Origin of the sequence: Lactiplantibacillus brownii, assembly GCF_031085375.1 — a bacterium.
Taxonomy (GTDB): domain Bacteria; phylum Bacillota; class Bacilli; order Lactobacillales; family Lactobacillaceae; genus Lactiplantibacillus; species Lactiplantibacillus brownii.
The window spans coordinates 907,364-923,037 of sequence record NZ_JAVCWF010000001.1 but is presented as its reverse complement, the minus strand read 5'-3'; the positions used below and the strand labels follow the sequence as shown (position 1 = coordinate 923,037).

Annotated in this window: 14 protein-coding genes and 1 tRNA gene; 4 read left to right on the top strand and 11 right to left on the bottom strand. The window is 46.1% G+C overall.

The features are described from left to right. The first annotated feature begins 150 nt into the window (after positions 1-150). Complete coding sequence (locus RA086_RS03945; RefSeq protein WP_308702607.1) at positions 151-1,182, top strand: alpha/beta hydrolase; 1,032 nt, start codon at positions 151-153, stop codon at positions 1,180-1,182. A 586-nt stretch (positions 1,183-1,768) separates the two neighbouring features. Here RA086_RS03945 and RA086_RS03940 read toward each other — a convergent pair. The 8 genes from RA086_RS03940 to RA086_RS03905 form a co-directional block, all read right to left on the bottom strand. Then, positions 1,769-2,416, bottom strand: coding sequence for a Vat family streptogramin A O-acetyltransferase (locus RA086_RS03940; RefSeq protein ID WP_308702606.1), 648 nt, complete (start codon positions 2,414-2,416; stop codon positions 1,769-1,771). A gap of 20 nt (positions 2,417-2,436) precedes the next feature. Next, complete coding sequence (locus RA086_RS03935) at positions 2,437-3,108, bottom strand: histidine phosphatase family protein (RefSeq protein ID WP_308702605.1); 672 nt, start codon at positions 3,106-3,108, stop codon at positions 2,437-2,439. Between the two features lie 101 nt (positions 3,109-3,209). Next, positions 3,210-3,773 (bottom strand): GNAT family N-acetyltransferase, encoded by a 564-nt coding sequence (locus RA086_RS03930; RefSeq protein ID WP_308702604.1) that lies wholly within the window; start codon positions 3,771-3,773, stop codon positions 3,210-3,212. 60 nt (positions 3,774-3,833) lie between these two features. Beyond that, positions 3,834-4,598 (bottom strand): YibE/F family protein, encoded by a 765-nt coding sequence (locus RA086_RS03925; RefSeq protein ID WP_308702603.1) that lies wholly within the window; start codon positions 4,596-4,598, stop codon positions 3,834-3,836. Next, positions 4,595-5,716: a YibE/F family protein gene (locus tag RA086_RS03920; RefSeq protein ID WP_407659051.1), complete on the bottom strand. Its 1,122-nt coding sequence runs from the start codon at positions 5,714-5,716 to the stop codon at positions 4,595-4,597. Before RA086_RS03920 ends, RA086_RS03925 begins: the two co-directional genes overlap by 4 nt. A gap of 77 nt (positions 5,717-5,793) precedes the next feature. Next, positions 5,794-6,798 (bottom strand): hypothetical protein, encoded by a 1,005-nt coding sequence (locus RA086_RS03915; protein WP_308702601.1) that lies wholly within the window; start codon positions 6,796-6,798, stop codon positions 5,794-5,796. 673 nt (positions 6,799-7,471) lie between these two features. After that, positions 7,472-7,543: transfer RNA gene (locus RA086_RS03910), tRNA-Arg, on the bottom strand. 22 nt (positions 7,544-7,565) lie between these two features. Continuing rightward, entirely contained in the window at positions 7,566-8,330 is a 765-nt protein-coding gene (locus tag RA086_RS03905) for a flavodoxin family protein (RefSeq protein WP_308702600.1), read from the bottom strand. 396 nt (positions 8,331-8,726) lie between these two features. On the opposite strand from RA086_RS03905, the gene RA086_RS03900 reads away from it, so the two are divergent. Beyond that, positions 8,727-9,053 (top strand): ArsR/SmtB family transcription factor, encoded by a 327-nt coding sequence (locus RA086_RS03900; RefSeq protein ID WP_308702599.1) that lies wholly within the window; start codon positions 8,727-8,729, stop codon positions 9,051-9,053. A gap of 74 nt (positions 9,054-9,127) precedes the next feature. Here RA086_RS03900 and RA086_RS03895 read toward each other — a convergent pair whose 3' ends face one another. Further along, positions 9,128-10,021 carry an RluA family pseudouridine synthase gene (locus tag RA086_RS03895; protein WP_308702598.1) on the bottom strand — a complete coding sequence of 298 codons (894 nt, stop codon included), beginning with the start codon at positions 10,019-10,021 and terminating at the stop codon, positions 9,128-9,130. 103 nt (positions 10,022-10,124) lie between these two features. Here RA086_RS03895 and RA086_RS03890 point away from each other — a divergent pair, with 103 nt between their 5' ends. Further along, the gene (locus tag RA086_RS03890) at positions 10,125-11,321 is read left to right on the top strand and encodes a serine hydrolase domain-containing protein (protein WP_308702597.1); all 1,197 of its coding nucleotides are present in this window, start codon (positions 10,125-10,127) and stop codon (positions 11,319-11,321) included. Here the strand turns inward: RA086_RS03890 and recQ are convergent. Next, on the bottom strand, positions 11,308-13,095 hold the full coding sequence (gene recQ / locus RA086_RS03885; RefSeq protein WP_308702596.1) for a DNA helicase RecQ: 1,788 nt from the start codon (positions 13,093-13,095) through the stop codon (positions 11,308-11,310). The two genes, RA086_RS03890 and recQ, sit on opposite strands and share 14 nt — an antisense overlap. A gap of 793 nt (positions 13,096-13,888) precedes the next feature. Continuing rightward, positions 13,889-14,890, bottom strand: coding sequence for an NAD-dependent epimerase/dehydratase family protein (locus RA086_RS03880; RefSeq protein ID WP_308702595.1), 1,002 nt, complete (start codon positions 14,888-14,890; stop codon positions 13,889-13,891). A 96-nt stretch (positions 14,891-14,986) separates the two neighbouring features. On the opposite strand from RA086_RS03880, the gene RA086_RS03875 reads away from it, so the two are divergent. Next, entirely contained in the window at positions 14,987-15,628 is a 642-nt protein-coding gene (locus tag RA086_RS03875; RefSeq protein ID WP_308702594.1) for a TetR/AcrR family transcriptional regulator, read from the top strand. The last annotated feature ends 46 nt before the right edge of the window (positions 15,629-15,674 follow it).

The following is a 15,674-nucleotide window of genomic DNA, read 5'->3' as shown; positions in this document are numbered from 1 at the left end:
ACTGATTGATTTCACAGTGGTGACTCAATATGATTATTCACTGAAGTTACTATTCAGTATTTTATTAATCCACATTACTCATACTTATAATAAGACTTAAGTATAAAACTGAATAATATCAGTTATAACTTAAGAAAGTGGGTCTTAATCATGATGCCAATGAGAAATCTGGACACCGTTAAAATTAATGGTGTTAATAAAATCACCAAACCTTTTAATGATACGGTTGCCAGCGGGCAACTTGACCCGGCCGTGTTGAAAACCATGACCAATTTGGACAATCCGGTTCAATTGGAAAATAACCTCACAGAGTTACGAACTGGGAGCTTGACGCCTCCAATTAAAGATTCCGTGGGCGACCGTGTGACCGTCGAAACAACTTTACTCAATTGCCAAAGTCGCGCTGTCCCCGTAGAGTGGCTCACACCATCAATCATTTTGAAACATCAAATCATGGTTTACTTCCATGGGGGCGCTTTTTATGGCGGTCAAGCCAGCAATAATACAGCCCTATTAAAGGCCATCGCGGACCACAGCCATTGTGAAATAATCAATGTTGATTACAGCTTAGCGCCAGAACACAAAGCACCAGCCGGTATTTTGGATGGTTTAGCCGTTATTCAATATTTACAACAGGCCCGACTAGACACCAAAATTGCAATTGCTGGTGATTCGGCTGGCGCAAATATTGCGCTCGCCGTGGCCAGTTTAAATCGCCAACTTGGCAGCCACCAAATCAACCAGCAACTATTGCTCTATCCTGTCACAGCACCAGGTGCCGACCACCAGGGACCACTGTGGGATGTGAACCAGTATGCCATTATCCCCAACCAACGCGCGCGTTTTGAACATTATCACGATTTGTTCAAGCAAATTGACACCTTGATGACTGACTACTATTTACCAGCCAATACGGACACGACTTCGCCGCTGATTTCACCACTCAATCAATTGGATTTAGCCAACTCACCGGCCACTCTGATTATGATGGGTGAATTCGATCCCTTCCGACTCCAAGCTTGGGAATATGCGGAAAATCTCGCCAATACCGGTGTGGACACGACATTTGTTCAGTACCAAGGACAAAATCATGCCTTTGCACCACTGATTGACCGTTTTTGGCAAGCACGTGACGTCGCAGATTTGATGACTGAACGCCTCGTTAGCTTGATGTCAGACTAAGTTTTGCCTGAACTAAAAAGTGGCATAGCTTAATCAGTCTTGACTTCCAAGTCAGACTATAAAAAGACCAGTAAAATGGATTATCACCCATTTTGCCGGTCTTTTTGGCACTATTTTTCTAGTGATATCATCGCGTTTATTAAAACAAATTATTAATTGTCCGGCTCCGTGGACCAGCACGTTTGCTGTGAGGCAAACCTGCAGCCAAAGTGCGGTCTGCAGGGCGCTTTCAAGCCGAAGTTCGCGTCTTAAAAGTCGGCCAGACACTAACCTGGGAAAATCACCCAGCTCAGTGTCTCGACACGGCAAACGAGCTAGTCCACTCCGCCGTTAAATAGTGGTTCAATAAGGGAATATTGATGAACCTAATACCAACGAAAAATCAATTGATATTAGAGATACTCTAATTAGCGCAGGTTGGGCTGGATGATGCTCAGTGGTGAAATTTCTCTTAGCTGGTGAATTTTTCAGTTTAGAGAAAGCCAGGCTTGTGAGACCGCGCTTTGGCTCACAAACGTGGCCACCACGTTCCAGCATCAGTCCAGACCAACCGGAGCAGCAAGTTAAGTGGGACCTTGATAAAGGTCTATTGTTGACGACTTAATTGTGTGATTTCCGCAACGGTTAGATTGGCCTGCGTCAGCTGGTCAATGTGTGCAGTAATCCAAGTAATATCTCGATCCCACCAAGCCAACTGACGTAAGGCGGCAACCTTTTCGGCACTGAATCTTGGCCGAATTAACTTGGCGGGATTGCCACCAACAATCGTATAAGGCGCGACATTTTTAGTCACGGTACTATTCGCGCCAATGATTGCGCCATCACCAATTTTAATTCCGGGTAACACCGTGACATTTTGACCGAACCACACGTCATTGCTGACTACGGTGTCCCCCTTCATGGGTAGGTCACTTAACGCTGGCGTATGTGCTTGCCAATCGCCACCTAAAATATTAAATGGATAGGTTGAGACACCATGCATCACATGGTTCGCCCCGTTCATAATAAATTCAATGCCGGACGCAATTGAACAAAACCGCCCGATCACTAACTTATCGCCTAAAAAGTCATAGTGATGCGTGACGTGTTGTTCAAACGCCAATGGATCAACGGCATCATCATAATACGTGTAGTCACCCACTTGAATATTGGCGCGTTTGATCGCATTTTTTAGAAAGATCACTTCTTTAATGGCTGGATTAGGATAAAGTGCCTCTTTATCAGGAATACTCATCTATTAACCACTCCTTTTAATTAGTCGGTTAAATAACTCGTTTCATTCCAAGTTTTCAGTTTAAAATTTTGATTATCATTGGTTTCGACAATTGTTAAGCTATCGTTATCCACAATGCCATGACCAACTGTGTTTAAAACTTTACCATCGACGACAAAGGGATCACGAAGGCCAGCAATCGGAACGCCCATCAACGTTTTTAACGTCATCGTGGTCACGAGACCATGCGACACAATTAGCACCGGTAAGGGATTATCAATGCCAGCTTTAGCCACTGCCTCATGAATCGCCGCAGTCGTTCGCGCCATGAATTCGGCAAAGTTTTCCCCGCCGTTAGCCAACTCTGGCTGATACTTGGCCGGTTCATGGATCACCTTTTCCAACTGATCCTTAGGCGTCACATCCTGTTCCAGTTGCCCATCCCAACTGCCAAAATCAAATTCTCGTAATCGTGGTTCAATCGTGATCGTAGGTTGCCATTGATTTTCAGCGGTGATCAATTTGGCAGTATCTAGGGCCCGCCCCTGAGGACTACTGTAGACTTTTGCAAACTGAACGTGGCGCAAATAATTGCCAGCGGCCTTGGCCCCCGCAATCCCACTTTCAACTAACGGCGAATCGGCTGACCCACCTTGAAATCGGTGCTCAACATTATACTGGGTACGACCGTGGCGCACAAAATAAAGTTGCATTTACTATTCCTCCTCGTTTAGCTCAATAAGTTCCATTTTACCCGTCTATATCCAATTAAAAAAGCCTCAGACCCAAACCGGTCTCAGACTTTTACACGTTTTTAAAGTGATTTGAGCATGTGCGCATACGGATGCACGCCAATCATCAGTTGACCATCCGCCACAAAGCCATGGCGCCGGTATAACTTAGCCGCCCGCGGATTACCATCGTCCACATTTAAACTGAGCTTGGTTTCACCCAACGTTGCGACGAGCTGAGGTAACGCAGTCAATAGCTGCCCGCCAACCCCGTGACCTTGCGCTTGGGGTGCGACTGCTAGCATACTTAAATACCATTCTCCCGGACGCGTTTCACCGCCAAGTTCCAACGGTCCTGAGAAGCCCGGTTGTGCCGCTGAAACTTTAGCTAAAATTTGATTGACGGCCACTTCATTTTCTGCTGGATGACCGAACGCGATGCCTAACACTTGGTCGTCATCCGTCGCCACAAACGTTTGTGCCAAGCCATCCAAATTTTCTGGCAGCGCATATAACGTCGTCAGCATCGCCAATAAATCTGCTTCACTGACCTTTGCCAAAACTGGCATGGCCATATCACGATAAATCATCGCAATTAAGGGCGCAATTTGACCACTATCTTGCGGTTGCGCTTTACGAATCTTCATAGAACATTATTCCTCCTCGACTTAATTTCACTTCACCGTACCAGATTAACAGGTGACTCGTCAATCTTTCAGCTTAGCCGCCCGACGATGTTCTAGTGTCATGACCCAGGTCGTCACTGGCACGGCTAAAATAACCCCAATCAAGGAAAACATGACCATCAAGACTTCCCCGACGAAAATTTTGTTATTGATGACACTACCAAATGAATAGTGCAGACCCGAAAACCAGATAAACAGTGCTAAAAAGCCCCCGAAGAAACCAAAGAACAACGTGTTGAAGGTGGTCCCGATGATCTGTTTACCAATACTAATCCCGTCTGTAAAAAGCCGTTTAGTCGCTACGTGAGGATGTTGCTCAATAATTTCACTGAGTCCGGCGGCAATGGCAATGCTGGCTTCCGCAATCGCACCTAACGTACTGAGAATGGCTTCTGTGACCGCCACACCAACAAAGGACACGCCAATCGTTAACGACATCCCTTCTAAATCTTCACTATCTTCCAAACTGAAGCCCTGCGCCATAATCCAATGTTCCACTGGGAAAATTAATAGAATCAGCGCAACCATAATAATCAACGACGCAATATAAGCCGTTTTGGCCGCTAACTCATTATCTTCGCCGAAGAAAATTGTGAAGGCTAAAATAACTGTTCCAATCACCAATGACACGCCCATAGCTGGAAAGCCCCATGAGATGAGCACAATTGATAAGAATAAAAGTCCGAAATTCAAAATTAGGCTTAAAAACGCGGTTGCCCCAGTTTTACCACCAATAATCGTCATCAAGGCAAATAAAACAAGCCCTAAAACTGTGATCGTACTCATGCTGAGGTCACCTCCCGTGGCATCAAGCGGCTCGCTAACCAACTAGCCACCGGAATCGCTAAAACAATACCAATCCCTGAGATCAGGCTTTGGACCATGCCTAACGACATATTCATAGTGAATGTATAGCCCCAATTATTACCGTTGCGTAAATAAAGTAAAGTCATCGAGAACGTGTCGGCCATAAAAATTAAAAATAGCACATTAATTAACGGTCCCATAATCGAATGACCAATTTGTAGCCCAGACTTGAAAACTTGATTGGGGGCAATATCTGGTCGTTCGGTTTGTAACTGGAACAATGACGCGACAATGTCGGTCGATTCATCCATGACCGCTCCTAACGAACCTAAGATCGTTTCCACTAGAAATAACGGTTTGGGAACCTGAGTCACATACTGCATCGCCTCATAAGTCACCCCTCGTTCATGAGTCACCGAGAAGACGATCAAACTAATCACAACCGCAAGTCCCGTGCCGACAATCGTTGCGCCAAGAGTCACCAACATCTTTCGGGTCAATCCAAGGACTAACCATAGCGTGAGGACCGCAAAAATAACTGCCAAAATACCAAATAATGTATAAAGATGACCACCGTTCGTGGCGAGATCAATTTGAATTGCGGCATAAAATAAGACCGCATTTAACGTCACACTCAAAAGCGCCATTAGCCCGCTAAATCGCATGATCAACAATAATAACGCTAACATCAGCCAGGCGACAAAAGCTAGTGTCGTATCCCGTTTTAACCCTTGAATCGTAATTGCGGCATCTTTTTGACTGGGAATGCGCAAAAAGACTTGGTTGCCGACCCGATATTTTTGATCCATCGCTTGCGACTTAGTGTACGTATTTTTAATCCGATAAGTGTGCCCCTGATGATGATTATTTAAAACTTTGACCGTCACCCACTGGGTATAACTGGCATCCTGATTATTGAACTCATCCGTCGTCGTTTGATGATTAATCGTTTGTATCTTAGTCACCTTCGCCACGGTCTGTTGGTAGAGACCCGCGTTCACTCGGGTCAATCCAACCCCCACTAGGCCAATGACAATGACCAATAGCGTTAACCACAAACCCCAATGTTGTTGTATCCGCTGCTTCACTTTTTTCACCCTTCTCACTTAAGCTACTTTCAGCTTAGCACTGCCAATTGCTAACAAATCGTTTGCCGACCAATCTTTACCAGAACCTAAGAAGCTTCAATCATGACTTTTAGTGCGCGTAACCATTGTTGCTCCGTCACATCTCGACTGCGTTTAGCAAATTTCAAACCTTGTTTGATCTGGGTCAACGCAAGTGCCGGTTGTTTGGCAACCCGCCAATTATAAGCCGCTTGCAATTTATAGTAGGCCAGCGGTTCATACCGTTGTAATAGCTGTTGGACCCCAGTATCTTGATACCACCCCGTAATTTGTCGTTCTGTCCGATTAGCCACCAAATTCCAATAAATCGTTGCATCTAAGTACTTGGCTAAATCCGCCGGCGGCAACGTATTGAAACTCGGTTCCAAACGCGCGAGACCAGCCAACAAATCGGGGGTACTCAGGCCATGCTGCAGCCCCCAGGTCAAGGTCAGATAGGCTTGTCGCACGACAAAATAATTCTGATTACCGCCGCCACGTGGCATGACAATCATACTAGCGTCCAGATCAGCGACACTGCCAGTTTGCGCGTTCAGGGCCGTGGCGACAGCCGTCACATAAGCCGCGGTCATCGCCGCGTCTGACTCACGTGCCAACTGAAAGTCTTTGGCGGCAGTCGGTTGACCATGCAAATTCATCGGTAACAACTGGCCAATTTTTAACGTATTCATCCAGATCCAAATAATGAACGCCAGCAGCCAGAGATTAAAGCTCAATTTAAACTGCCCTAACGTGACCAAGCTCAAAACAACCGTGATCAGGCTAAACAAGCCGCCACCAAAGCAATACACCGCATGATTAAACCGATGCGCGTCCGCGGGCGGCATTGCGACTAAATGCGGCCGACTGGTCAACGGATGGCTGAACCGCCAATGTCCATCACGTTTCGTCAAGTGATAGCGAAACCCCGCAATCTGCACAACGCGTGCCCCAATCAGGCGAAAACTCACCCATTGTCCCAATTCGTAAATTAGCGTCGCGCCGAGTTCACTGACAATTAGGGCGAGCCCTAGCCAGCCAACCGTGGCGATAAATTGTCCCACTACCTGCATGCAATTGCCTCCTTGTAAGTTATTATTAGTTAAATTATACGTTAATTTAGGACGCGCTGAAACCGTAGAAGCTTGATGATCATCAATAACCTTAAACCCTGACTAATCATTACGGCAGACCAACCGGACCAAATAGAGATAGCTCATTAATTGTCCGTCTCCGTTGACCAGCTCGTTTGCTGTGGGGCAGACCTGCAGCCAAAGTACGATCTGCAGGGCGCTTTCAAGCCGAAGTTCACGTCTTAAAAGTCGGCCCAGACACTAACCTGGGTAAACCGCCCAGCTAAGTGTCTCGACACAGCAAACGAACTGGTCCACTCCGACGTCAGATAGCGATTAAACAAGGAGACATTGATAACCCCCAGTATCAAGACCAATTAATATTAGGATAACTGATTAGTGCAGAGTGGACTGAATGATGCTCAGTAGTAAAGTCTTTCAGAGCACGAGGGTCAACGGGTCACTCCTGAGCATTGCCTAACCATCCCAAACGGAGGGGGCAGTTGGTCCGAGCACGTTTCGACAAATTAAATATGAGAGAAAGCCCGATTTCTGAGACTGCATTTTGGCTCACAAACGTTATGATACTGGGCAGTTTTCACTAAAAAATCACAAAAAAAGACACCATAATAAAATGGTGTCAAATCAATGTTGCTATATCGGGTCTAAAATATGCGCCCCCCGAGAGTCGAACTCGGATCGCAAGGACCGAAATCTCGCGTGCTATCCATTACACTAAGGGCGCCCACGCCTCTATGTTAGCACAATTAACGCCGACGATGTTTGACCACCGTAAAAAAGTGTAAAATTGACGCCAATAACACATAAAAGACTAGCACAAATACGCCATAATACGCCCAAAAATTATGTAGTGGCACCAATTGTCCAATTCCCGCTTCAATGCCCATTGTCACTAATGCCATCACGGCAATCATGAAAAATAATTCAATATAACGTTTCACAGTATTATCATCTCGCTCCTTTTTCCGTGCTGCCTGACGCCCGACTCGTTCACCTTCTGCTTGTTTTGCTGGCGCCAACGTTTGCATGCCCCAAGTATGAGTGATCACAATTTCACGTAACTTAATCAAACCGCCCATCGTGAGAAACTTATCCATTGTTTTGAAGGCCGCATCCGTGACCCCCGTCACATAGTTCTCAATCCCACCAGCATAACAATCCGTGATCGTCACATAATGTTTGTTTTTAAACCGATCCGGCACGGCCTCACCAACGGCGTTATACCGTGCGATGCGACTACGAAAGCAATCTAAAAAGTTTTTCATGACTCCTGATAAACTACCCAAATAAACTGGCGCAGCCAAGACCCAAACGTCCGCCGCAAGCAACTTTGCTTCCAATTTGTCGAGCACCGGGTTAGGCTGGTTATCATGATCTGGTTTGATTTCATAATCTGCCAAATTGATCCAATCCGTCGTCGCTGTCTCGTTAGCCCCCTTCAAAACTGCTTGCAACATTTTTCCGGTAACCCCATCTGGTTGATGTGATCCTAAAATTCCTAAAACGTGCATCCCGCTCACCCCTTGTATACAACTATTTTACCTCATTTTTCAATATACGGATATAAAACAAACATTAATGATTTAAGTGCCTAATAATGTACAGATACAATAAAAACAATTGACAACTAATAGCCGACTTGTTTTAATAAGGTATAAGTATAACCGTACCTTAAATCAACCAGTCCGTTTGACAACTTGCGGACTTTAATGATTTGGGTGACTTAGTATCCGTCTCTAATACTAACTCATTCGAATAAATTGTGCCCGAATTAATTTGAGCATGAACGCCAAAGCTGGCGTAGTTGCTTGCTTAACCCGCGCCAAACCTGGTTTCAGCGTAATTAAGCCACCGTGGGGGAATTCATCAGGTCTAAGTTAATCAAATTTGAAAGGACTAGTTCAGTTATGGCTAACTATGAAAAATCTGAAACAGCATTAGCGGAAAGCGCCCAGCTTATCGGTATTTTTTCCGAAAAGGTTCGACGCCAAATCATCATTGCCTTGGGGAACAGTGGTGATGGTTTGAACGTAACGGATATTACCGCACTCGTCAACATTTCGCGGCCCGCAGTCTCACATCATCTTCGCTTGATGCGAGAAGCCGGCGTGATCGACATGCGCAGTAACGGTGTGGAACATATCTATTACCTAACCTTGACCGATCCGCTCGCACAATTAGAATCAACATTCGCAACACTGGCATCTGACTACGAACCAGTTGCTGGTAAATAATTTTTACACAAAAAACGTCACGCTGACAGCTAACCTTAGGGTTACACTGACTCGTGACGTTTTTAATTTGGCACCTAAACTTCAGTGTTTAAGGTGGCAACTAATTGTTTTAAATCGGCTGGTAACGGCGCCACAAAGTCGCGTTGCTGTTCCGTGAAAGGATCAAAGAAAGCGAGCTTTTCGGCGTGTAACGCCTGCCGTTTGATTAAGGTTTGGTCGCCACCATACAGCGCATCACCCAGCAACGGATGGCCTAAATGGGTCAAATGGACCCGGATCTGGTGTGTCCGACCAGTCACCAAAGTTAAGCTCACTTGGGTGACCTGCGCTGCAAATCTTTTTTCGACGCGATACTCGGTGACGGCTGGTTGACCACTAGCCATGACTGCCCGTCGCGGACTGTCCGTTGGTCGGCCAATAGGCGCATCAATCATGCCTTGCGTCGGCATGACTTTCCCACTCACCCAGGCCAAGTAGGTTTTTCGCAAGGATGCCGCAACCGGTGGATAAGTCAGAATGCTCTGAGCCACACGATGCTTGGCAACTAGCACGATGCCACTCGTATCACGGTCTAAACGTGTGATCAAGTGTGGCTTCAAATTTTCCGCCGCTTCCCGCTGCAAATGTCCTTTGACCCGGTTAACCAAAGTCTCGTCGCGATTGCTAGGCCCCGGCACACTCGTTAAGCCCGCGGGTTTATTGACGACCAACCAATTGGCATCTTCGTAAAGTACCGCTACTGGTTGCTCGCTGCTCGCAATCGTCTCGTCACTGGCTTCAGCTGGCAAAGCGATACCTGCCACATCCCCTTTGGCAACCGTGATCACCCCCGTTTGCGACTGTCCGTTGACCAAGAAATCGCCGTTACCATGCTTAATTTCTTTAATAAGCCGCATACTAATCCCGTGGGTGGTTAAAAAGTGTTTCATTGAAACGGATTCTGAAGTGTTTTTCCAAGCTATTTCCATCTGTAAGTTCCTCCAAGATTACCGAAATTTAACAATTGACTTTGTACAACAATGGTATAGTTAGGTTAATTTGAATCAAACTTAATTTTTGGGGGAAATTGACATGCATTTTCAACAGCCTAATTGGCGTTACCGGCTTGGCATACTTATACTGGCAGTCGTCGGGATTGGTGGCATCTTGGCGATGACAACTGATTTGCTGCAACCATCACCACGAACCGCTAAACCGACGCCAACAACGGTGGTGGCTAAACCTAAGCCGGCCAACGCTACCACGAAAACAGCGGTCAAACGACCACTCTCGACAGTGGTTAACAATCAGTCACTCGATCGTTATATGACCAATTTACATTTTTCAGGATCAATTTTGGTAGTCCGTGACAACCGCATCGTGCTCCGTAAAGGTTACGGCTGGCGTAATCGCAAAACTGAGCTTCCGAACGAAGTGACCACGCCCTATTATATCGGCTCGGCACAAAAAGCCGTCATTGCCACAGCCATCTTGCAATTGCAGGACGCCGGTAAATTAACTGTCGATGATCCTGTCAGCAAATTTCTCCCTAATTTTCCCAATGGTCATCAGATTAAACTGCGCCACTTATTAACCCATACTTCCGGTTTAATTGGTCACGCCGAAACTAACGCGGCCATCACACCCAAAGCATTGGTTAAAGATATCGAAAAGCAAGGCATCCGCGCCCAACCGGGACAATGGCATTACCTAGACAGTAATTACACCGTCCTGGCCTATTTAGTGGAAAAAGTCAGTGGTCAGCCATTAATGCCTTATTTGGAAAAGCATATTTTCAAACCAGCCGGAATGGCTACCACTGGCACTTATCAAACCTTTGATCAAATCGCTAATCATTCCACTGGTTACAAGATTAAAAATGGCGTCTATACCACGCCCACACTGCCGGATTTATCTCAACTATATGGTTGTGGTAATCTTTACATGACGGTCAGCGATATGTACCGCTTTGACCACGCCCTCATGACTAACCGGTTAATCTCAAAAGCGGCGCGCAAAACCATGCTCACGGCTGGTAGTTCGTCAACTTATGGCATGGGTTTTTACGCTAATCCCGCCAGTTACAGTAGTCACGGCGTTTTGAGCGGTTGGAATATCGCTAATAATTTTAGTCATAATGGTCAGACCTATATCGTCATCATGTCGAATATTCAAAACGGCGTTAAATCTTATGGTCAAGTTGCGAGTGATATTTATGGTATTTTAAATCGAGCTGAAACTAAGCGAACGCCTGCACTCAGTCATCAAACGGTCGTTAGTTCGCGGTAGCGGGTTGATGCGCGTAGGCGCGGATGGTTTCCATGAACGTCTCACCATACTTTTCCAACTTGCTAGCGCCAACACCTTTAACGTCTAGAAAGGCTTCATCGTTTTCTGGTAATCTTTCACACATCGAATGCAACGTTTTATCTGAAAAAATAACAAACGGTGGGACATGTTGTTCCTCAGCCAAGTTGTGTCGCAATGTCCGTAATTGTTCAAATAACGCATCATTTTCCGGCGCAGCCTGCTCAACGGTCTGCGCCGTTTTACGATACACTTGCGTTTGTCCCTTTAAAACTGCGACGCCATTTTTAGTGACCGCCAAAGTGGGATATTGACCGCCTTGGGTTTGTAAGTAGCCAGTCGCCGTTAAGAAATCGATCAGTTCCGTCACACTCTTTTGGCGTTGCCCGTTCATAATGCCATAAGTTGGCAAGTCGCTCAAATTCAAGTCACGGATGCGCTGATTGTTGGCCCCACACAAGACTTGTGCCACGACGCCCTTGCCAAAACGTGCATGCAAACGGACTACACAAGACAACACTTTTTGTGTGGCCGTGGTAATATCTTGCGCCGCGCGGTCATCACGACAGTTGCTACACCGCCCGCATGGTTCCGAAGCTTCACCAAAGTATTTTAAAATAAATTGTTGCAAACACCCTTGCGTATTCGCATATTGCGTCATTAGCTGTAATTTGTGATAAGAACGGTGTTTATGTTCGTCATCCATTTCAGATTCATCAATAAAGAAATGCTGGATTTGAATATCTTTAGCCCGATAGATCAAGATGGCCTGACTTGGCAAGCCGTCTCGACCAGCCCGGCCCGCTTCTTGATAGTAGGCTTCCAAGGTACCAGGAACCTGTGCATGGATCACAAATCGGACATTACTCTTATCGATTCCCATCCCAAACGCATTCGTTGCGACCATCACTTGAACACGGTCATACAGAAAGTCTTCCTGATTTTTTCGGCGAACGTCATCGTCTAAACCTGCATGATACATCGTTGCTTGAATATGATGTCGTTTCAATAACGCCGCGATCCGCGTGACTTCTTTCCGCGTACTAGCATAAATGATTCCGGCTTCTGCTGCGTTAGCTGCTAAATAATCCAAAATGTACTGATCCGTGTCCTGATCTTTAACCACTGACAAGTCCAAATTATCGCGCGCAAAACCAGTGTTGACTTCATTATCAGGGGCAATCTGCAGACGCTGACAAATATCTTGTGCCACTTGTTCCGTCGCCGTTGCAGTTAGCGCTAAGACTTGTGGCTGGGTCGGTAATTGTTCAATCGCGGTACTCAAAGCTAAGTAGCTTGGTCGAAAATCATGTCCCCATTGCGAAATACAATGGGCTTCATCAATCGCCAACAATTTGATGGGCAAATTCCCCAATGCTTGAATAAACTGTGGTGAATCTAACCGTTCTGGCGCAATGTAGAGCAACGTGTAATCGCCCGCGCGCAGTTCTTGCAACCGTTGATTGATCTCACGATAGGCCATCGAACTATTGATAAATGTGGCCGCGATACCATTATCATTTAACGCATCAACTTGATCCTTCATTAACGAAATCAAGGGTGAAACGACCACCGTTAGACCTTCAAATAGTAAGGCTGGGATCTGGTAACACAGAGACTTGCCACCCCCAGTTGGCATTACGGCCAGCGTATTTTGGCCAGCTAATACTTGTTCAATGACCGCTTTTTGTCCCGGTCGAAATTCATCATAACCAAACGTTGTTTTTAATACTTGTTGCGCCGCCGCTAAGTCCATCGCCCACTACTCCTTTTAATCAATTCAGTGTTTCCATTCTACCGAGAATCCAGTCGAGTTACAACTGACGGTTTCACGGAACAAAGACGCGATTTTAGCCGGTACTTGGCCGTTTTTCCCTAAACCGTGCTTACTTTCTGGCCTAAAACTAATAAAAAAATTGGTGCCTACTCAAAACCCTGAGCATTAACCAATTTTTTTAACCTAGACTAAAGGTTGAAAATTAAAAATTGCCGGTCTGCACCACTACGTCAACAATCCGGTAATGAAAACTAGTCGACTACTGCCGCTTCCGGTTGTTGCCGATAACATGCGGACGAGGGACCGGTTCAAGCCATAGAAACGTCTTGAACCTCGCCCGGAAACTTTGCCAAAGCCGCAAATCTCCCGGACCGTCCGTGGTGTAAGGCCGGCAAAAGAACGCCGGTCAAACACTACCTGCACGTCCGATGCTATCAGCAACAACCTCCAGCTAAGTCAGTAGTTATTTATGCTTAGCGGAGTCAGTCAAAATCGGTGTGCAGTGTCGGCGAGATTAATCGGCGTTCTTGGCTGACTAATCTCGCGGGGCAATTCAAAGACGTGTTTTGTCGGCTTGGAATTGAGGCGTCAGACCGTACCTTGGCTGGCGCCGTCCCCCACAGCACACCGATTTTGACTGACGGAGCGCTAAATTTAGGTGAGTCTACTTTAGGCTTATGGGTTACCGATACTACAACATTTGTGATGCTTTTGAGTCTTTCAACCTTTAAACCTAGATTCAACTGTGACGGTTGTGAAAAGCACCTACCAATTACTCAACTAGTCCCAAGCTAATTAATCGCTGGGCAGCCGCAACAACCGTTTCTACTGGCGTATGTTGTGACCAACCCAACTGAGTGGTTGCAGCTTGGGTTGTGTGGTGATAGTGCCGATCCAACATTGGCACTAAGGCTCGCAGACTCGGCATCACTTTTGCCAGTTGACGGGTCGCAAAGTTAGGCAATGGTCGCACGGCTAGTTTCAATTGTGGAAAACTTTGTTGATAAGTTCGTGCAATCTGCAGCATGCTAATGGACTGGTCGGCTGCTAAATAGCGCTGTCCAATCGCTTGATCATTTTCAAAAGCCAGGCGGTGTAAGCGTGCTAGATCCCGCACGTCACTCACTTCCATTGGCACTTTAGGAATCGCCGGTAGCCCCTTTAGTAATTGTAATAAAATGCCATTCGAACTCAGATTACTTGTCATAACCGGACCAAAGATGGCGCCAGGCAAGATTGTCGTTAAAGCCAGCGCATCCGCTTTCGCCAACTGCCAAGCAGCCTTTTCCGCTTCGACTTTTGAAATTCGGTAAGCATCTAATTCTGGATTATCTAATTGCGTCCAAAAGCTTTCATCAAAAGTCCCACTCGCCAAACTCGCTGGCGTCGAAGCCGCTTCTGAGCTCGTCAACACGATCCGCTTAATTCCCACGGCATGGGCCGCTGACAGGACATGTTGTACCCCAGCTTTAGCGATCGAAACCAATTCTTCGGTCAACTCCGTGCCATGTCCTAATGGTGAAGCCACATGAATAACGCCGTCAGCCCCTTGCAGTCCGGCTTCCCAGCCGTCAGCGCTCGTTAAGTCAGCTTCAAAGAAAGTCAATCGCGCTAAGTCAGTCGCTGAAACATAGCGTGCTAACCCTTGCTTGATGGTGGCAGCCTTTTTTAGTGAACGTAAACTTGTCGCTACCGCATAATGATGTGTTAAGAATTCCGCAATCACCCAACTGGCCACAAAACCGGAACCACCGGTCACAATAACTTTTTTCATAATTAATAACCTCGTTTGTTTTTTAGATTAGACAAATAATACATCATATTGTCTAATTTGTAAAATTATTGTATACTATTTTTTGAGGTGATCAAGATGATCGAACGTCATGACCTAGTGATTAAGCTAAATCACTTAATTTTAATTCGCGGCTTTCAAAAACAATCTATGAGCACATTTGCCAAAGAGGCGGGTGTTAGCCGCGCCACACTATATCTCAATTTCAAAAATAAAGACGACCTGGTGCGGGCCGTCGTTAATCGTCATCTAACTTTTATTCAACAACATCCAGTTGCCGAGTTTCAAGCGGCTAATTTTTTACCGACTTGGCTGAATTCGCTGCTATTACTTGGTTCGACGACCACAACTTTTTCAACAGATTTACAAGTCGTCTATCCAGAACTTGCCCAACAATTGCAACAGGCGACCAAAACTTACTTAGCTGACCTACTCGCTTACTTGCGACAAGCCCAAACGGCCCACTTCTTGGTGTCAAATTTAACACCAGCTTTCATGCTGTTTCAGGCGCAGGCGTTAGTCACACAAATCTTAGCCCAAGTCCAAGATCACAGGCTGAGCTTGCCCACTGCGGAAAGTTATTTGGACGCGACTTTGGCCTTTCAATTAAACGGCCTTGTTGAACCCCATCAACAGGCACAGCTCAATCCGGATCAAATTGCGCGTTTCAAAACGACCATTTTGGCCGAGTTTCGCGCCACCTACACGTTAATCGCCTAAGTAAAAATGCCAACCAAGGTCATGATACCCTCGGTTGGCATTTTCA